Origin of the sequence: Anabaena sp. WFMT (assembly GCF_051781005.1) — a bacterium.
Lineage (GTDB): Bacteria > Cyanobacteriota > Cyanobacteriia > Cyanobacteriales > Nostocaceae > Anabaena.
The window spans coordinates 1-19,683 of the sequence record NZ_JBPWOA010000056.1 but is presented as its reverse complement, the minus strand read 5'-3'; the positions used below and the strand labels follow the sequence as shown (position 1 = coordinate 19,683).

The following is a 19,683-nucleotide window of genomic DNA, read 5'->3' as shown; positions in this document are numbered from 1 at the left end:
CAGATGCCTGCGACTATACCACAATGGTTAATATGCTGTACCCTGATATCTATAGGACTTACGTAAATGTCACAGTCAATGTGTCTTGTCGGGTGCGTCAGATGTCGAAAATCTGTTGCCTGTTACCAAATTATTAAGTCTGACGCACCTTCCTAATATGCCAGTTGCTAAGTCCTGATCTAATGGTGATGCTGTCATGCTTCTAAAATGTAGCATGACAGCATCACACCTACGTAATCTGGGATCTAAAGGTTGCTTTCTCAGTATATTTAGATAAATTCAAGTAATATTCCTATGGATATATATACTCAGGATGAATAATGAACTTTGAAGAAGGATTACAAATTTTAGATGCAGCTGTCTTTAACAAACTCAATAGACACCTGAGAGATGTACAAATAATTGTTCTAAAAGGCTCGTGGCAAGGTCTGAATTATGATGAAATTGCCAGTAATGAAGGTTATGCAGCCAAATATCTCCGTCAAGATGTAGGTTTCAAGCTTTGGAAATTACTTTCAGAAGCATTAGGAGAAGAAGTTAATAAAACTAATTTTCGTACAGCCATTGAACGTTCACAACTTAAAAATAACAATATTCTGGCAACAGAATTACATCAAGATATTTCCCCTAATCTTAAAAATGAATTTGTTCCAGAATACCCAAAAGGTTCAGTCCCTCTAAATTCTGTATTTTATATTCAGCGTCATCTCATAGAAGAACGTTGTTATGACACAATTCTTCAGGCTGGTTCTCTGATTAGAATTAAAGCCCCAAATCAAATGGGTAAAACATCCTTACTTGATAGAATTATTGCTCACTCAAATCAGCAAGAGTATGATACAGTACGACTCAACTTTTTGCAAGCAGAAACAACAGTTTTTAGTAATTTAGATAAATTTTTGCAGTGGTTCTGTGCTTATATTAGTCACAAATTAAAACTACCTTCCTTGTTAAAGGAATATTGGAATGAATATAGAGGTAGTATTATTAATTGTACAACATATTTTGAAGATTATATTTTGGATAAAATCAACAATAATTTAGTTTTGGGATTAGATGAAGTAGATAAAATTTTTCAATATCCTGAAATTTCTCAAGGTTTTTTTGCGATGTTACGTAGTTGGCATGAAGAAGCTAAAACTGTAGAAATTTGGGAAAAATTACGATTAGTTGTAGTACATTCTACCGAAAACTATGCTTCATTAGATATTAATCAGTCACCATTTAATGTTGGCTTAGTCGTTGAACTAACAGAATTTACCCAAGAACAAATAGAAGTTTTAGCCCATCATCATCATCTCAATTATCATCAAAACCAAGTGCAGCAATTAATGTCCCTAATTGGTGGACATCCATATTTAATTAGATTGGCACTTTATCATCTTGCACTTGGGGATATAACCCTGGAAAGATTATTACAAAATGCTCCAACAAATGCCGGAATTTATGAAGAACATCTACGGCATTTTTTGCATATTTTCAAAATAAATTCTCATCTGGCTGAGGCATTTATTCAAGTCGTTACAGCGACAGAAGAAGTCAGTATAAAAACAATGCAAGCATATCAACTATACAGTATGGGATTGGTTAGAAGAATAGGCGATAAATTATTCCCACGCTGTCAGCTATATCAACAATATTTTCGAGAACACTTGCAGAATTAAAAAAGCGATTTCTGCTAATTAAGTAGTCGTGCAAAATAAATTTTACATTTACGAGAGGGAATAGGGAACAGATAAGCACTAGAGGGATTTTTATTTGTTCCAAAAATATTCAATTAATTTTGCTCAGGTACTTATCTGATTATTTCTGTTCGTACCATTAGACATCTGCTGAAAAAAAATGTAGATACGTTTTATGGAAAGTCTCTACCAGGGTTCTGGATTCGGAAAAACGCATATTTGAATTCGGTTGATGTCTATTGAAAACAAACATTAGCTACTTTAGCTACTCGCAGATATCTCAGACTACGAAAATATCACTAGCACTCAAAGCGGAGAAATTAGAGAGCGCAGCAAACTGGACTTGAGCAGTTGCTCCGGTTCCATCCTGATCAAAGAACAGAGCGCCTGCCCCTTGGTCGTAGATGAAACGATCTGTTCCATTTAATGCCGTCGTTCCTAGGACAAACTGACTATTGGAGAGCAGCCCCGCTACCAGTCCGCCACCAAAACCAGCCGCATCAATCCCGATTTTATCGACACCGAAAACAAAGTCCATAATTAGGTCAATTCCTTCCGTGGGAGCAGCAAAGCTAAACAAGTCGTTGCCATCACCGCCCTCAAGATAATCATTGCCAGCACTGCCAGAGAGAGTGTCAGCACCCTCTTCACCCTTGAGTAGATCGTCACCAGAGCCAGCAGAAAGAAGATCATCTCCGGCTCCCCCATAAAGAACCACATCACCAGTAAACTCCGTGGTATCGAAGATGTTATTACTACTGCCACCAAAGAGGTTGGCTCCTTCAATGCTGACTAAGGTATCGGTTCCTTCACCGATGAATTGAGTATTTGTGAGCGTGTAGTTAAAATCGCCAGAAATTGCCAGGACATCATACCCAGTACCGCCATTGATGATGTCATTGCCGGCTTCGCCGTTAAGCCCGTCATCGCCATCACCGCCAAACAGATAATCATTACCCTCTCCGCCTAGAAGAGCATCATTGCCCAGTCCAGCGATGAGGCTGTCATTTTCCTCGCCGCCAAAGAGATAATCACTGCCAGCACCGCCAGAGAGAGTATCAGCACCCTCTTCACCATAGAGTAGATCGTCACCAGAGCCAGCAGAAAGAAGATCATCTCCGGCTCCCCCATAAAGAACCACATTACCAGTGAACCCCTTGGTATCGAAGATGTTATTACTACTGCCACCGAAGAGGTTAGCTTCCTCAATACTGACTAAGGTATCGGTTCCTTCGCCGATGAATTGGGTATTGGTGAGGGTGTAGTTAAAATCGCCAGAGACTGCCAGGATATCGTACCCAGCAGCACCATTGAGGATGTCATTACCTGCTTCCCCGTTCAGGTTGTCATCGCCCTCACCGCCATCGAGTTTGTCGTTGCCCTCTCCCCCTCGAAGAATATCATTGCCCAGTCCACCGATGAGGATGTCATTTCCTCCTAAACCAGAGAGGAAATTGTTACCACTATTCCCTTGCAAACGATTATTCAGGACATCCCCGATGCCGTCAATATTGAAATTACCGACAAGGATAAGATTTTCGACAAAAGCAGGTAGAGTATATTCGATCGCAGATTGAACGGTATCAGTTCCTGATCCTACTATTGCCGAAGAAAGTTCCACTACTTGATCGCCAACACTATCTACTACGTAAGTATCATCCCCCATCCCGCCAACCATATAATCGTTGCCGCTGCCGCCATCGATATAATCGTTGCCGCTGCCACCATATAGGCTGTCATTACCAGCATCGCCATATAGGCTGTCATTACCAGCATTGCCATATAGGGTGTCATCTCCCCCTAAACCAAAGAGGGAATTTTTACCAGCATTTCCTTGCAAAAGATTATAAGAGCCGTTTCCCGTGCCATTGAGATTGGCAGTACCGAGAAGGGTAAGATTTTCGACATTATTGGTTAGAGTGTAGCTGATCGAAGATTGAACAGTATCAGTTTCTGCGACTATTAAAAATCCTCCTGGAGGACTTTCCACTACTTGATCGCTAAAGCTATCTACTATGTAAGTATCATTCCCCTTACCGCCCTCCATGTAATCGTTGCCGCTGCCGCCATCTATATAGTCGTTGCCATTGCCGCCATAGAGTTTATCGTTGCCATTGCCACCATAGAGTTTATCGTTGCCATTGCCACCGTAGAGATAGTCAGTGTTGTTGTCTATCCCTAAAACGTCAATCACACTTTGGTTATCCGTGTGTCCGAATAACAGATCGTCGCCATTTCCGCCATCAAGAGTATCGATGCCGCTATCTCCATAGAGAGAATCATTGCCAGCCCCTCCATAGAGTTGATCGTTGCCACTCCAAGCACCTATAAAATCGTTGCCATTGCCACCTTGCAAGACATTGCTGACTTGATTGCCATTAATTATGTCATTTCCAGTCCCACCCGTGGCATTTTCAATCGTCACGCCAAATGCGATCGCTAAGGTACGATTTTCAACAAAGGTTGTTTCATCTGTTCGCGTGATGGTATATCCAGATCCCAATTGACTCCACGCACCGGCATTAAGATTAATAGAGGCGTTTGAGGATTGGTTTGACCAATCAATCGTATCAATGCCGCCTCCATCCCAAATCGTCTCCAAAATCTGCTGTCCGCTATTCCACCGATAAGTAGTATTGCCGTTACGAGTATTCCAGTTTGCGCCATAGATATACTGAATCGCAGCGATATCATTCAGCATTGGTGTAGTTGGAAAAAAGCTTTGACGATAGACAAGTGGCTCAGGCTGACCGACATAAGAACGATAGCTCATGACGGAAAAAAGCGTTGTGTCAATATTCTGATTGGCAATCACATTAAAGCCATTCCGTCCATTGTGATGAGGGTGTTTTAGTCCAATAGCATGACCGATTTCATGGAGGAGTATAGCGCCATAACTGTAAGATCCGCTTGCAAAATCGTATTCACTACCTAGATCGATATCCGCCCGAATAATTCCTGTGTTATTCGACGTAGATCTTGTTTGTCCACCACTGCTGGTAACTCCAAACAAGGTAATTTGGTTGATGAGAAGCGGGCTTTCAATGAACTGAATATTAGCAATTTCACTCCAAGCATTAAATGCGCTTCGGACTCTCTGTCTCTGTGCATTCGTCAGTGGGTTACGCGTATTGTCATCGAGATTAGAGAAGTTATAAGTGACTGCTGCTCCTGTTCCCCTATTACCTGCACCCCATTTTCTTCCAGAACTCAGTAGGGAATCAATATGGTTCAAGTTAGATAAGTTATAAGTACCCATTATTATGTCCTCATCGAAATATGTAGTGATCAAATTATTTACATTTAAAATTTAGATATGCTCAAGGGTTCAAAATTTTATTGCTAACAAAAGAGTTCAAACATCTTGAAATCTTGAGAAATCACTAAAAACTTCTCTAAATAAAGTTTTCAGATTTAGCTCTGGCGATTGTGACAGGAGAGAGCTAATTGTAAGTAACAGTAACCTGGCGCGAACCTGAATTCCAGTAAATTGCGCCTCCTTGAAAATAGCTAACTCGCTGCCCCGCAGAACCAACAGGTTGTTCGTCGGAAGTTGGATAACCTAAGCGGCTACGAGATGTCAGTTATATCAACAATATTTTCGGGAACACTTGAAGATATAGCAGGTGATAAATAACAGTGAATTACTTTTGATGTAAGAGTCGGATATCTGGGTCTTAAGATACCAAAAATAACAATACCAACAATTTTTGATGTTGGGTTTCCTTGCGTCAACCCAACCTACCCTTGCTGATGTAATTTCATTAAGGACATGGGATATCTCCGATATTTTGTAGAAGTCAATATTTGTTCAGTAAAGAGGGTATTGATAAATAAAAGGATAGAAGTAAAAACGGGAGGGAGCATCTCACTTTTGTAAAAACACCTGCCCTGGCGAATAGAATGATGCCTGGTATATTTGCAAAAGATGCTCCCAGTAAAAACTAGGTGTTTATTCAACACCATTATTGGCATTGACTTGCAGGAAAAACATATCCTTCAACTCTGGCAAAAATGTATCCTGCTTCTTTAGCACTTGCAGCACCTTCGCTAGTTGCAGTTGTGAAATTATCCCCTCTTTGGGCGCTCCAATATAAATTGAGAGGTACTGTTCCTGGCTTTTGCTTACGAAAAACACAGGCTTCAGTTCGTGCATAACTGTAACCAGCTTCTCCTGCACTACGTTTACCATCTGGAGTAGCAGTTACAAAGTTGTCTTCTCTCTGAGGACTCCAGTATAGTTCTAGTGGAACTAAATTTTGATACTCCTGTGCTTTCACTAGGTTAGTGAAGCTAGTAAGTGAAGTAATAACTGCTATTGCTGCGATACTTGCATGATATAAGTTAAATTTCATGATTGCTTCTATTTTCTATTTGTGAGTGTGATAGCAAACTGCCCGTTACCTAAGATTATGTTCTTTTCTTTAATTGCTGTCTATACATATAAAATCAGTAGTTTAACCCTGATTTTATAGGTGAAAAAATCAGTTTTACATGGGAAAATCAGTAAATGTCATAAAAAGTCAGGTAAATTCCAAAATAGATGTTTATTCTAGAGAAAACCTATAAAGTTTAATTATTCAATTAAATCAATTACTTGCCTTGTGCGTCAGACTTCAAAAGTAATGTCTTGAACTTAAACTCTTAAACACAATGACATCTTTAAATTACTATAAACTCGGAGGCAGCCTAGAATATCAGCACCCAACTTACGTAGTCCGACAAGCTGATTCTGACCTCTATGAAGGGTTAAAAAATGGCGATTTATGTTATGTTTTAAACTCGCGGCAAATGGGTAAATCGAGTTTGCGAGTACATACTATGAAACAACTTAAAGAACAAGGAATAAAATGTGCATCAGTTGATTTAACCAGAATTGGTAGTCATGTTACTCCTTCTGAATGGTATGGAGGATTTGTTTCTGAGTTGTTGCGGGGTTTTGGTTTATCTAAAAAAGTGAATTTTGGGACTTGGTGGAGAGAAAGGGAATTTTTACCACCTAAACAAAGATTGAGCGAATTAATTGATGATGTATTATTAACCGAATTTTCCGGTAAAGTTATTATTTTTATTGATGAAGTTGACAGTATTTTAAGAATAAATTTTAAAGATGATTTTTTTGCCTTTATTCGTGCTTGTTATAACCAACGGGCAGATAATCCAGAATATCAACGCCTCACTTTTTGTTTGTTAGGTGTGGCAACTCCCTCTAATTTAATTGCTGATAAAAACCGCACACCTTTTAATATTGGTCGAGCTATTGAATTAAATGGATTTCAATTAAATGAAGTAGAATCTTTAATGAGAGGTTTAGAAGACATAGTTCCTAGACCACAAGCAATATTAGCAGAAGTGTTAAATTGGACTGGAGGACAACCATTTTTAACCCAAAAGCTTTGTCAATTAATTTGTAATTATAATAATTCATTTCCAGAGTTTCAAGAAAAGGAGTGGGTAAAGAAGTTAGTACAAACTCAAATTATTGAAAATTGGGAATCACAAGATGAACCAGAACATTTAAAAACTATCAGAGATCGCATTTTACAAAGTTCAGAAAATCAAACTGGACGATTATTAGGATTATATCAAGAAATATTAACCGATGGAGAAATAATTGCTGATGATAGTGCCGAACAAACTCAATTAAGATTAACGGGATTAATTGTTAAACGACAGGGAAAGTTAAGAATTTATAATTGTATTTATGCGGAAATATTTAATCAAAAATGGCTAGATAAAGTATTAACAAATATTCGACCTTACTCTCAAAATTTAAATATTTGGGTTACTTCTCATTTTCAAGATGAATCGCGTTTATTGCGTGGTCAAAGTTTACAAGATGCTCGTAATTGGGCAGCAGATAAAGGTTTGAGTGATTTAGATCGTAAATTTTTAGATGCTAGTCAGGAATTAGAAAAGCGAGATGTTCAGAAAAAATTGCAAATAGAAGCAGAAGCATCTGGGATTTTAGCAACAGCAAATGATGTTTTATTAGTAGCTAATCAAAAAGCTAAAAAACGGATTCAGATAGGAGGAGGAGTATTAGCGATTGCTTTAATTTCAGTTATGATTGCTGGAATTTGGGCAAATATGATGACTAAGGATATACAACAGGAAAAAATCAAATCTTTGAGTATTTCTTCCAATGCTTTATTAAACTCAAATAGAGAACTTGATGCTTTAGTTGCATCCCTAAAAGCAGCCATTCAATTAAAATCAGCAAATTGGGCAGATATTCATACTAAAGAATCGGTAAGATTAGCATTACAACGTGCAGTTTACAAAGTGAGAGAACGAAATCGCTTAGAAGGACACAATGATGCAGTTAGAAGTGTAATTTTTAGCCCAGATGGTAAAACTATTGCGACTGCTAGTGAAGATAATACAGTGATAATTTGGGACATTAATGGTAAAGAAATCAGAAAATTTACTGGAAATAATCAAGGATTCAGAAATGTGAATTTTAGCCACAATAGTAAAGTTATTGCTGCTATTGGTGCAGACAATACCATCAAAATTTGGAGTATAAATGGACAAGAATTAATCACTTTCAAAGGTCAAGATAATCAAGATAATTTCATGAGTAGTGTTTGTTTTATCCCAGATAGTAAATTAATTGCTGCTTCTAATCAAGATAATACCGTCAAACTTTGGCATATTGATGGACAAGAAGTCAAAACTCTTAAAGGGCATAAAGATTCTGTTTGGAGTATCAGTTGTAGTCCTGATGGCAAAAACATCGTCACTGCTGATTTAGGGGGTGTCCTCATCATTTGGAGTACAAATGGAGAAGAAATCAAAACCTTTAGAGCGAGTAACCAATCTATTTTTGGTGTTAGTTTTAGTCCAGATAGTCAATTAATAGCTACTGCGGGAGGAGACAGCGCTGTCAAACTATGGAATTTAGATGGACAAGAAATCAAAACTATTGGTAAACATGAAAATTATGTGATTAGTGTCAATTTTAGTCCTGATGGTAAAATTATTGCTTCTACAAGTGCTGATAAAACAGTTAAATTATGGAGTATTGATGGGAGAAAATTGAAAACTTTAAAAGGGCATAACAATTCTGTTTTTAGTTCCAGTTTTAGCCCCGATAATAAAATAATAGCTTCTGCAAGTGCTGACAACACAGTTAAACTTTGGAATCTTGATAATCAAGAACCCAAAACTTTAATTGGACATAATGATTCTCTCTGGGGTGTGAGTTTTAGTCCTGATGGTAAAATCATCGCTTCAGCAGGAGATGATCAAACTATTAAACTTTGGAATTTTGATGGTCAACTAATTACATCTATCAACACAAATATTAATAATGAATGGAATCGAATTTGGACTGTTAATTTTAGTCCCGAAGGACAAATAATAGCTACTGCTAATTCTGATAAAACCATCAAACTTTGGAACTTAAATGGTCAAAATATCAAAATATTCCAAGGACATAAAGATCAAGTTACAGATATTAGCTTTAGTTCAGATGGTCAAACCCTAGTCAGTGCTAGTTATGATGGTACTATCAAACTATGGAATATAAATGGTCAAGAACTGAGAACATTTTCAGGATATGGTGGGAAAATTCGCAGTGTTAATTTTAGTCCCAATCATAAAACTATTATTTCTGGTCATAATGATGGAACAATCAAGCTGTGGAACTTAAAGGGAGAAAATCTGAAAACTTTTAAAGGACATAATAGTTATATTACAAATGTCAATTTCAGCCCCGATAATCAAATAATTGCCTCAGCTAGTCAGGATAAAACTATTAAACTTTGGAACTTGGACGGAAAAGAATTGAAAACACTCAAAGGTCATACAGCCCAAGTTACCAAAATTAGCTTTAGTTCTGATAGCAAAATTCTAGCATCTGCCAGTGCTGATGGTACAATCAGACTTTGGCAAATAACGAATGGTCAAGAAATTAAAAACATCGAAGGAAATGAATATCCCTTCTGGAATCTCAGTTTTAGTCGAGATAGTAGAAAAATTGTTTCTGTTAATGACAACGGAATAGTGGAAATTTGGAAAGCCGAAACTCTAGATTTTGATCAGTTAATTGTTAGAAGCTGCAACTGGCTACATGATTATCTAAAAAACAATTCTAATGTACAGGAAATAGATAAAAATATTTGCAATTAAAAAATAAGAATTTATTATGAATCGTCGGGAATTTTTAACTTGGGCTGGAGTCGGTTGTATTTCTAATTTATTGCTTTCTTATGAAGCTATTGCTAAGTCATATAATTTGACAAAAAGCAGTCAGAGAAGTACCTTTTACACAAAAGGGAGATACTTGTATGATCCTTTAGGCAACAAAGTAATTCTCCGAGGAATTAATCTACCCTTACTAGATGACTGGAATTTTCCTCAAACCGATAAACTGGCAGAACTAGAAAAAACTGGAGCTAACGCCGTCAGAATACAATGGTATAAGAATTATGGACAACCTAGTCGCCCAGGTTATTCAATTAAAGACTTGGATAATTTTCTCACTAAATGTAAGATGAGCCGAATTATTCCGATTCTATTTCTGAGTGATTCCACCTGTAAACCTGATGTCAAGATATTAAATACTCAGTTAATTCCCTGGTGGACTTCCGAACCTGTCCTTAACGTACTTAAGAAGCATCAAAAATATCTGATCATTAATCTCGCAAACGAATTGGGTTTTTATCGCTGGACAAATAATTCTGCGGTTGCATTAAATACTTACAAAACTGCTTACAAAACTGCTATTAAAAAAATACGCCAGCATTTACATTTACCGATTATGATTGATGCACCAGATTGTGGTACATCAATTGAAGTTTTTACGAAAATTGGCAAGGAGTTAATTGATCAGGATCATGATCATAATCTTCTATTTAGTGGTCATAGTTATTGGGCTGGATATGATGGAATACCACAGTTTAAGACTGCTATTAAGGCCAATTTACCGATTGTTTTTGGTGAAATCGCTAATAAGCAAGATGAAGAAATCAATGGGAAAACTCAATATTGCTATTATGACCTTGATGGTGGTAATAGCAATCATGCACCCCAAAATGGTTTTACCTATCAAGCATTTTTACGGCTATTAAAAAAGGAGGAAATTGGCTGGTTAGCCTGGTGTTGGTGGAAGGACAATTGCACAAACAGGCAGATGTCCCAGAATGGAAATTTTTCAAATCTCACACCCTACGGTAATGATATTGTTAATAATCCTGTCTACGGCTTGAAGGTGACAGCCCAAAGATCAAAATTGTTGATAAGTAGGTAAACAAAAAAAATTAAAGGTGTGTAAAGCAATACTGTAGCCAAAAAAAGAGGATGAAGAGAGGGCTGATGTAGTAGAGTTATAGTCTTCCAAAACAACAACTCGAAAGCCACATAAGGCTAGACTGTGGTCGGGTAGCAGGACTATATCGCTATAATCCCGCCCCCTCAGAACCGGACTTGCGCCTTACAACGCATCCGGCTCAAGCAAGTCACAACTACTTATTGTTCCAGAATGTATTTGCTGATGACAGTACAGATGTACGAGTTGTAGGTTGCCGTAATTGTCACCACCACCCTGCGATTTTGGCTTTTTATGATGAAGATGTAATTCCTCATCATTTAATAGAGATTCCCCGCATACAGGACAGACATATTGTTGCCTTTGGGCTATCTGGAGAGCGATTTTTTTCGGGGGAGATGGGCAAGAAATAACCAAGGGGTTTAAAAATTAATCATCCCAAAGCCCATGAAACTTGGTAGATGCAAGTTCGGTGTAACGAACAGTATGCTGAATATTTTTATGCCCCAAATAACTCTGAATTGTTCGGGTATCAATGCCTCGATTCGCCAGATAATAACCTGTTCCATGCCGCAGCATATGAGCATGAATAGGGAAAGGCAAACCAGCTAATTCACCAGCCCGCTTAACAATGCCGGCGATCGTATCATGTGCCAACGGGCCAAGTCGAGAAGACTGGAAAATATAGGGACTAGCAGGATAATCTCGTTGCAGATGACGGAGAGAGCGGATCTCCAAACCCGAAAGGGGTTGAATCGAGGGTGTTCCTTTTTTGACTCGCTTTACGTAAATTGTCCCACCATTCCAATCTATTTGCTCCCATCGCAACGATGCCACCTCTGCCACTCGCAATCCGTGACGGTAGATCAACAGAATTAGGGTTGAGTCTCGGTGAGCGTGGCGACCCTTGTATTTTTTGATAGCTGACCGCATCAACTCAACTTCTTCCGGTAACAAATGTTCCCTAGTCCTGACCTCGGAGTATTTGCGAAAGTTAGGTGATTGACGTTCTTGTTTTTCGGTTTTACCAACTTTCGGTAGTTGGAGGGTTTGTGTTCTCATAACTCAACCCCCTGAAAAACTTAGGGTATATGCTCTGATTTTACCAACTTACGCTCCAAAGTTGGGTTTGCACATAGACATAAAAACAAACCAGCATTTTCCGGAAAATCATCACTGAAAAGTAATTTAAATTACCTTAATTACTGAGAATTTAAGCGACATGAGGTATTTCTTGGGTCGGCTGGCTATCTACTCTAAAACCAGGATACCATTGCTGGAATTTGCTTTCTAACTCTTCATTGAGAACCAAAATTCTGACCTGGAGCAGAAGATGAACACCTTTAGGAGTCCACCGCATTTGCTGTTTCTTGACAAACCGCTTGCTAATGACTTGATTAACCGTTGATTCTACGAACCCAGTGGCAATAGCTTCACCATTTCGCCAACGTTCTCCATAGTTTGGGATATAAGCCCCATTGTTGGAAATATAGCTCTCAAACTCCCGCACCATTTTAAACAGGTTTTTTAGCTCTATTCGGCTATTACCATCAAAAATCATAATTTCTAGGTCGTCCACAAGGTCTTTTATCAGTTGCAATGCTCTGAACAGGTTTCCATGCCACAAATACCACTTAATCCGTTCTAGCTCTTTGGGTATGTCTGTGTCTAGTTCAGTATCTTTTTTGCTAAGTCCTTTTGCCGTCTGATTCATTACTGTCAGTCGCATAGTGATATGAAACCAATCCAGGATATATTCTGCGTTGGGATTGAGATAAAGCTGTAGTTCGCGTATCTTTTCATCACCGTCTGAGAGGAAAGTTACTTGTTGATTCATCTGCATTCCAAGAGATTTCAAGACCTCAAAGATCCGACGTTGGGGTTTGGTATCGTAAGCATAAACTCCCCCAAATCGCTTGGATGTACCATCTGCTTTTATACTCTTACCCACGATAACTTCAAAATTACCTTTAGAAAGCGATTTTTTGTCGTAGGAACGAACATATCCACCATCCATTCCCAGTACCAAAGGTAAATCAGGTCGGGGCAATTCTTCCCAATCTCTCGGACAGCCTTCAATGTATCCTCCTTTCTCTTCCCCCAACTCGTCTTCTAAGCGTTGACCAATTGTGTGTAAGTTATTCCGTATCGCTGTAGTGTTTATTTCACCTTCTATTGGTAATACTTCCTGTAATAGTTTCACAGATAGTCCATAAGACATCAAAGACCCATACTTGGATTCCAGATACAATAGTTCTCTTGAAGTGCGTTCTGGTAGTAAGTTGGCCACTGGGTTAAAGCTACGGGTTGGTTGCTCCTGACACGGGCAGCGAAATAGTCGAGGGCATTGGAGATGTAACTTGCCAAATAATGTGCGGTATACAATTGTACGCTTGTCTTTATGCAACAGTTTCTTGTTACAGTGCAAACATACTTCCTGTTGTTGAGAATACTCTGCTACTTGTTGCTCGACTAGGGTGTGTTGGAGATTTTGTAGCAAGGTTTTGGCTTCTGCTAGTTTTAGTCCCAAGTTTTCTGGTTGTAAAGCACCACGCTCAATGAGCATAATTTCTTGTGCAACTTGGGAATCTCCATGATCTGACTCCACAACTATTTGGATTTTGATTTTCCTAAACTAAAACAATATCAACCTTGTTTGGATCTCATTTAGGATTGCTATATACTAAATCCATACTTTTCTAGAAGTAATTTCTTGACCTCTGTACTTGGCTCGCCACCATAGTTAGATGCAATAACCACTCCATACTCTTCTAGATCAAGGGTGGCAGTAGAATCTAGAGCACTCATGAAGTCTTTCTCTCTAGACGGTTCGATTAAAACAAAATAGTATGCCCATCTGCCAGTTGAATCCTTAGCCTTTAACTTATGAATCAAGTGCCCTTTACGTGCGATTTGTCTTTCCTCCAGTGGACGTTTCGTATGCTGCTCGATAGCATCTTTATTTTCAACCCTGAGCCGCTCAACTATCGCTTCAATCTCCTTCAGTAAGGGATCGAAATCTACTGGATGAGGACACAGAACCGTAAAATCATGGTTTGGGCTATGCAATTTACACTTAGGCTCTTCTCCATTCAACCGCTTGATCAACTCGCAAGCAATATCCAAATCATGGCGATAGACGTAGGGTTCACCGTCGGCACATGCTTTTTCAAACGCTTTTCGTGCGTACTCTAGCGAACGGGCTTTATCGCCAATCGCCTCCCAAAGTAGAGCCAAGTTAAGTTCTGAACACTTTTTCTCAGCCGAGAGCCGCTCAGCCTCTTCTCTTGGATACGCTAAAGTTCCTTCATAATACTTAGCTAAAGCTAGTTGAGTTTCTGCTACTGCATCACGAAGTCCAACTAATCGAGCCATTTGAGCCGCTTTTTCCAGGCTAGTAGCTGCAAGCACATACTGTTTTTCTTTCAGTAGCCACTCGCCTCTTAATTGGTGTAACTGACGTCGGACGCAGCGGCTTGCCCGACTACTAGTTGCAATATCCTCTGCAGCCTGTAAATCTGCTTCAATCAGGCAGTTATGGGACAGCTGATATCTAAGGCGTGCAACCTCAGCAGCTCCAGGCCGATAACGCGCAAGACTCCAGTCTCGTCCCATAGGATCTAACTTATGCCAGTGCTCCTCTGACAGGTGTTTATTGCCGACGATGTTTGCAAGGCGCATGCTTTCCAAATGCGACATAAAAAGCGATTCGTCATCACAAGTGACCTCACTCAAAGCAATGCAAATGCTTGATACTCTATTTGCTAAAGCCAGCTTTTCTATATCTTGTGCTGATACAGCAATATTGTTTAAATTCGTTAATACGCTTTGCCAATTATTGTTTTTTAAGCTGATTTTTATCGCAGCCACGTAGCTACAAAGGGCTTCTTGATGGAGATCAACACTTGCTAGAGTTACCCCTGCCCAATTTAAGACTTGAGAAGCATACTGATCAGGTAAACTCCCGTTTAAATTAATCCAGTTATCAGCAAATAACGGGCGTAGAATTGCGAGCATTCTCTCGTATGCTTCCAAGTTTAGCCACAATGCTTCCCCAAGCCCTGAGTCAAAGAATTTCCAAGCATCCTCAAGCTTGTCCATCGCTAAATATGTGTGGACAATATTCAGGGCTGATTGAACATCGTCCAAAGTTTCAGCTTCGTTTAGGGGGGTTGCCGCAGCAGCAGAAAAATAGTCAATGACTCGTCCGCCAAAACGCTCCCGCTCAACGATGCCTAGACCACCGACTACAACACTGCGAACAACTGGATGCAGATCGTATAAACCGTTCTGTCTGTCGAATAGCAGAAGACCACGCTCTTCCAAATCAGTAACAGTTGCTTCGAGATCGAACTGTGCTTGGTTTAGAGCATCTAGCACTCTGTAATCAAAACCATTTAAAACCATAGCAACAAGAGCAAGTAACTCGCGGCTGTCGGCAGAGAGAGCATTAACTGCGGCTTCGAGAATGTGGTTTTGTCTTTGTACAAGGTTCAATTTGGCAAGGTTAAGCGCTAGACCGCCATTTGGAGACTTAACCCAAGCGTCAAAATTGCCACGAGATGGGAGATATCGCTTCACTAAGCCAGCAATGAAACCAATAACAAGTGGATGACAGTCACAATTTTCTTTTAGGTACGACCGAATAGCATGGCTATCACCATGCACGCCACAAGAGCGAAAGAGCATCTCGGCATCCTCAGGGCGTAGACCTGGTAACCGTTGATGATGCAGTCCTGGAAGTGGCTGATGCGAAGAATTGACCAAACAACGTGGTGTCAATCGAGACGTAATTAGAATCTTGGATGGCGCAGCAGTTAAGAAGGATCTAAACAGATCGCTATCTTCTTCGCGAACCATAGCTAATGGATCGCGCTTGCTAATCTGATCTTCCGTCCCTATCGTATCATCATCGGCATAGGCAGCATCAAAACGGTTATATGAAACGAGAAGTCGCTCAATGCCATCAAGAATCAACAACCACGGACTTGCTCTCAACTGCCGTGATAGCTGCTCAACAAGTTCACCCACTGCCTTCTTGTTGAGCTGTTGATATGATTGCCCAGTCATGTAAGAGAGCGCTTGCATTAAAAAATCCCGCGTTTCAGCTCCCCTTTCGTAGAAGGAATACCAAAAGCGACCAGCCCAATCTACACCGATTTTGTCAGACTGATTCTGAAGCCACGTCCATGACAAGATGCTTTTGCCACTCCCCCCGATAGCTTCAAATAGAAGAGCTGAGTGTGGATCGCTCTGTTGAGCCCACTCATTAAGTGTGCGAAGGTGTTCTTCTCGCCCCACGAACTGATGGCTGGCAAGATATGGAGAGTTAACATATAGCTGTGGCGGTCTTGGTTTTTCTGGAAAGACTATTAATATAGGCTGCGTCAACTGGTCAGAGGTCGGCGTATCAAGCAACTCTTTTAGTTTTGCTACGGCAGGCCCAACTTTGCCTTTAAAATCATCAAGGCTATCGAAAGTCGAGTAAACACGATTAACTGACGAATCTTCATGCGATATCTTTGCTCTTGTACGGAACGCATTCAGTTTCTCTTCCTTATCCGGGTTAGTTTCAATATCATCCTTGCGGAGTAAATGATATTCGCCCATTATGAATACCAATACTGGACGACCAAGTCTTTGTGCCTCCTCAAACTCTAGTTCCGTGATCGATAGCCCTTTAGGATTACGCTCTGTGCAAGCTGGCGTTTGACCATATCTATGACCAATCACAAGGATATAAGCAGATGCCTTACGAACCATACTGTATGAAGATTCAAGCACGTCTACATCGGCAAGTGCAGGTGAATTTTCCATGGCAACGTGCATTAATCCGTAATCATTCAGTGCTTTGGTAAGCACTTGGCGATGTTCCTCCAAGTCGGTAAAGGTGCTAGAAATCATCACGCCAGGAAATAGGGTGGGAGTCTGGAGCATCGTTGTTAACGTTTGTGGGAATGGGTTCGCCTTACTGTACTTAATTATATATTCTGGTTTGAAAATGCCTTGATTGCAGGTCGTTACAAATATATATTTATTGTATTGACATTAATTAAGGATAATACTGATGCAGTTTCCTGACGAACTAAAGCCTGAAATTAATCAGATACACAGTGTCCGATCAGACGATAAAGTAATAAAAACTAATTCTCCAGAGTTAGCCAAAAATAACTATGGAGAAAATTTTCAACTCCATTTATTAGAGGAATATAAAATATATGTAGAAATGATGGATAGAAACAGTGCTAGAAGAGGGCAAATAAATGCGTTTTACACTACGTTACTATCCGCTATACTAACTTTAATATTTACGTCAATTGAAAAGTCGATTCTGCCAATAGACAAGTTATTTTTGCTGTTATTATCAGCATTACTAGGAATTTTTCTGTGCTTTGTATGGATTATTAATATAAATTCATATAAACAGCTTAGCTCTCTTAAATTTAAAGTTATCCATGAAATGGAAAAGTATTTACCCTACCCTTGTTATGCTAGAGAATGGCAAATTTTAAAAGAAGAAAAGAAGAATATACAATACTGGCGCTTAACTCAAGTTGAAAAATATGTTCCTTTGATTTTAGCTGTCCCATACTTATTTTTGCTCATTTATTCCTTAATTCAATTATTTAATAGATATTTTACAAAAATTTAAAAATAAAAATACCATTAAAACCGATGACCTCCATTGTAAAGTTATTCATTAGACTTCAATTGTTCAAAAGAGCTATTTTTTAAAATTTTCAAAACTTTATCGGCCCATTTTCGATCACTATCTTTCTCTTTATCTGACAATTCACTATAAGGGGTATTAATTTGCTGCCGCCAACGCTCAATATTCTCTGGCGTTAGATTATCAAGCATATAAGCCGTCCAATGTGCCCATTGAATATGCTCTAGCTCTGCCAATTTCTCTCGAATAGTTGATGATAATTCATTACTCATACTTATTTCATTTAATAATGTTTTTAGTTTTATATGTAATATAAATTCAGTAGACCAAAAAGGAGTCGTGTGTCACTCAAAGGATAATTTGGACGGAAATAAAAGATACAATGTCCGCTTCTGAAAGACTGAAATGTTTAATTTTTCGTTACCTCACTTTGCAAGCGATAACTTGGTTTAGCTTCGCTAACGCATTCCAAATTTTCAAATACTCTTGCTAGTTAAGTTCTGCACTGCGGACACTTTATAGTTAAAAAACGGACACATTATCCTTTAAGCGATCGCAAGGATTCCCTGCTGCCCACGCAGTAGCTTCTGCGACTAGCACTTCATGACCCGAATCAAGGTAAAATTGCATTCGGAAGGTCATCTCCAAGTGTAGGCGCTCTTGACCACAAATGAGCCGCCTGGAAATCACTCCGTATTCCCGCACCTTTTTCTGGGCATGAACTACTGCCATTAGCCGCAGTTTTGTCACCCGCTTGAGTTCCTCAATCCTTGAGTCATCATCAGCACTCAAATCACCAATCAAGCCACTTTCCTGCCCATTATTGGCGCTGTAGAGTGAATCTTCTACTGTTTCTTCTGCCCCCTGCTCCCTGCCCCCTACTCCCCTGCTTCTTCGGTCATTCCCCACCATTGATAAGTTTTGATTATCGCTTTTTGGCGAGTCGCCGCCGAGGAAAGAAGATAATAAATCCTGATGAGAAGAAGCTTGATTTGATTGAAACCCAATCGTTTGAACTGTTAGCTCTAATTGATTGTTGGATTGAATTAGATCAGTTTCAAGATTATTAGCAGAATTTATGAATTCCTGATTTCCTGACAGCTGAATTATTTCTAATTCGTTGTCACTCTTCTGAGAATCCAGATCACAATCCTGATTTTCCTGCCTTTGTTCATTTACCTGTACAGCTTCCAGACCCTCAAGGTCTGTCGCCGCTGGCGGTAAGCATAAAACCTTCATATAGGGGAAGTGTGTGTAATCGCTCTCTGAGTAAGGGTTTTGGGCTTGTTGTTTTTTCCACGTTGGTGTTTCTATGTCAAAGTGGGTGTAATTGTCTTCACTGTAAGGGTTTGCGCTATTTTTTAGCTCTTGGCTGTTTCCTGGGTTGATGTTTCTATTCAGGATGTTATCTGATGGGTTAATGCTGTTTAATTGAATTCGATTTTGTTGGTTATTATTTGCTTTAACGCTTTTGTGGGTGATGCTGTTTTCTATCCACGGGTCTGGTATGTACCATTGGGGATGCCATAAGTGTTTATGTTTGTATAGTGTGTTTTGACTCAGGGTTTTGTTGTACAGAATTTTATATTCTGCGCTTATTTGTTTGCTCCTTTCGGTTACTATTTCGCTTAATCCTGTTTCTGTTAGTTCTGTTTCTAGTTCTACTTCTGTGTTTAATTCTGTTTGTACTGGCAAGGTATTCTGTATTTCTGTATCTCTGTTTTTCTGTATTCTTTGTTGTATTTCTAATGTTTGTACTATACTCCTGATGCGTCTTTGCGTTTTTTCGCTGCGTTGCTGGTTTTGGCTTTTTGGTTTTTCAAAGGGAAGTAGGTTGTTTTGGTTTTGTTGTTTTTTTATTTCTCTTATATCTGCTATTGCTAGGGCAAATGTGTTGATGTATGTTCCTAGTGGGCGGTTGGGATAACTGGCGTAGGGGGTATACCATTGGTGTCTGATTGTGCATTTTACCCAGTCTCTGACTCTGGTTTCGATTCGTTTTTGGTGTTGACAATATTCTCTGTATCCTGGGGCGTTTCTGGCTGTTTCTACGGCGT

General features: G+C 39.3%; 12 protein-coding genes and 1 pseudogene. 4 read left to right on the top strand and 9 right to left on the bottom strand.

Going from position 1 to position 19,683, the window contains the following annotated elements; translation table 11 throughout:
• Positions 1–320: 320 nt before the first annotated feature.
• Entirely contained in the window at positions 321–1,664 is a 1,344-nt protein-coding gene (locus tag ACSQ6I_RS27130; protein ID WP_438893253.1) for an AAA-like domain-containing protein, read from the top strand.
• A 298-nt stretch (positions 1,665–1,962) separates the two neighbouring features.
• Here ACSQ6I_RS27130 and ACSQ6I_RS27125 read toward each other — a convergent pair whose 3' ends face one another.
• The 3 genes from ACSQ6I_RS27125 to ACSQ6I_RS27115 form a co-directional block, all read right to left on the bottom strand.
• Complete coding sequence (locus ACSQ6I_RS27125) at positions 1,963–4,941, bottom strand: M10 family metallopeptidase (RefSeq protein WP_438893252.1); 2,979 nt, start codon at positions 4,939–4,941, stop codon at positions 1,963–1,965.
• A 184-nt stretch (positions 4,942–5,125) separates the two neighbouring features.
• Positions 5,126–5,266 (bottom strand): hypothetical protein, encoded by a 141-nt coding sequence (locus tag ACSQ6I_RS27120; protein ID WP_438893271.1) that lies wholly within the window; start codon positions 5,264–5,266, stop codon positions 5,126–5,128.
• Positions 5,267–5,647: 381 nt separating this feature from the next.
• Positions 5,648–6,037: a hypothetical protein gene (locus tag ACSQ6I_RS27115; protein WP_438893251.1), complete on the bottom strand. Its 390-nt coding sequence runs from the start codon at positions 6,035–6,037 to the stop codon at positions 5,648–5,650.
• A gap of 298 nt (positions 6,038–6,335) precedes the next feature.
• On the opposite strand from ACSQ6I_RS27115, the gene ACSQ6I_RS27110 reads away from it, so the two are divergent.
• Both ACSQ6I_RS27110 and ACSQ6I_RS27105 read left to right on the top strand, forming a co-directional pair.
• Positions 6,336–9,818 carry an AAA-like domain-containing protein gene (locus ACSQ6I_RS27110; protein WP_438893250.1) on the top strand — a complete coding sequence of 1,161 codons (3,483 nt, stop codon included), beginning with the start codon at positions 6,336–6,338 and terminating at the stop codon, positions 9,816–9,818.
• Between the two features lie 16 nt (positions 9,819–9,834).
• Positions 9,835–10,938: a cellulase family glycosylhydrolase gene (locus ACSQ6I_RS27105; protein WP_438893249.1), complete on the top strand. Its 1,104-nt coding sequence runs from the start codon at positions 9,835–9,837 to the stop codon at positions 10,936–10,938.
• Between the two features lie 183 nt (positions 10,939–11,121).
• Here ACSQ6I_RS27105 and ACSQ6I_RS27100 read toward each other — a convergent pair whose 3' ends face one another.
• The 4 genes from ACSQ6I_RS27100 to ACSQ6I_RS27085 form a co-directional block, all read right to left on the bottom strand.
• Positions 11,122–11,373, bottom strand: a complete 252-nt coding sequence (locus ACSQ6I_RS27100; protein WP_438893248.1) for an HNH endonuclease — start codon at positions 11,371–11,373, stop codon at positions 11,122–11,124.
• A 12-nt stretch (positions 11,374–11,385) separates the two neighbouring features.
• Positions 11,386–12,018 (bottom strand): tyrosine-type recombinase/integrase, encoded by a 633-nt coding sequence (locus ACSQ6I_RS27095; RefSeq protein WP_438893247.1) that lies wholly within the window; start codon positions 12,016–12,018, stop codon positions 11,386–11,388.
• Between the two features lie 151 nt (positions 12,019–12,169).
• Complete coding sequence (locus ACSQ6I_RS27090; RefSeq protein ID WP_438893270.1) at positions 12,170–13,582, bottom strand: ISKra4 family transposase; 1,413 nt, start codon at positions 13,580–13,582, stop codon at positions 12,170–12,172.
• A 50-nt stretch (positions 13,583–13,632) separates the two neighbouring features.
• A complete protein-coding gene (locus tag ACSQ6I_RS27085; RefSeq protein ID WP_438893269.1) occupies positions 13,633–16,860 on the bottom strand; it encodes a DUF4062 domain-containing protein in 3,228 nt (1,075 codons plus the stop codon).
• 163 nt (positions 16,861–17,023) lie between these two features.
• Between ACSQ6I_RS27085 and ACSQ6I_RS27080 the strand changes: the two genes are divergently transcribed.
• Positions 17,024–17,608 (top strand): RipA family octameric membrane protein, encoded by a 585-nt coding sequence (locus ACSQ6I_RS27080; protein ID WP_438893246.1) that lies wholly within the window; start codon positions 17,024–17,026, stop codon positions 17,606–17,608.
• A 41-nt stretch (positions 17,609–17,649) separates the two neighbouring features.
• On the opposite strand, the gene ACSQ6I_RS27075 is transcribed toward ACSQ6I_RS27080, so the two are convergent.
• Together ACSQ6I_RS27075 and ACSQ6I_RS27070 are read right to left on the bottom strand one after the other, a co-directional pair.
• Positions 17,650–17,898, bottom strand: a complete 249-nt coding sequence (locus ACSQ6I_RS27075) for a RyR domain-containing protein (protein WP_438893245.1) — start codon at positions 17,896–17,898, stop codon at positions 17,650–17,652.
• A gap of 250 nt (positions 17,899–18,148) precedes the next feature.
• Positions 18,149–19,683 (bottom strand): annotated as a pseudogene (locus ACSQ6I_RS27070) (hypothetical protein); the annotation flags it as partial.

Coding starts and splice junctions, on each gene's coding strand:
- ACSQ6I_RS27130 (WP_438893253.1), top strand. CDS start 321: ATGAACTTTGAAGAAGGATTACAAATTTTAGATGCAGCTGTCTTTAAC.
- ACSQ6I_RS27125 (WP_438893252.1), bottom strand. CDS start 4,941: ATGGGTACTTATAACTTATCTAACTTGAACCATATTGATTCCCTACTG.
- ACSQ6I_RS27115 (WP_438893251.1), bottom strand. CDS start 6,037: ATGAAATTTAACTTATATCATGCAAGTATCGCAGCAATAGCAGTTATT.
- ACSQ6I_RS27110 (WP_438893250.1), top strand. CDS start 6,336: ATGACATCTTTAAATTACTATAAACTCGGAGGCAGCCTAGAATATCAG.
- ACSQ6I_RS27105 (WP_438893249.1), top strand. CDS start 9,835: ATGAATCGTCGGGAATTTTTAACTTGGGCTGGAGTCGGTTGTATTTCT.
- ACSQ6I_RS27095 (WP_438893247.1), bottom strand. CDS start 12,018: ATGAGAACACAAACCCTCCAACTACCGAAAGTTGGTAAAACCGAAAAA.
- ACSQ6I_RS27085 (WP_438893269.1), bottom strand. CDS start 16,860: ATGATTTCTAGCACCTTTACCGACTTGGAGGAACATCGCCAAGTGCTT.
- ACSQ6I_RS27080 (WP_438893246.1), top strand. CDS start 17,024: ATGCAGTTTCCTGACGAACTAAAGCCTGAAATTAATCAGATACACAGT.
- ACSQ6I_RS27075 (WP_438893245.1), bottom strand. CDS start 17,898: ATGAGTAATGAATTATCATCAACTATTCGAGAGAAATTGGCAGAGCTA.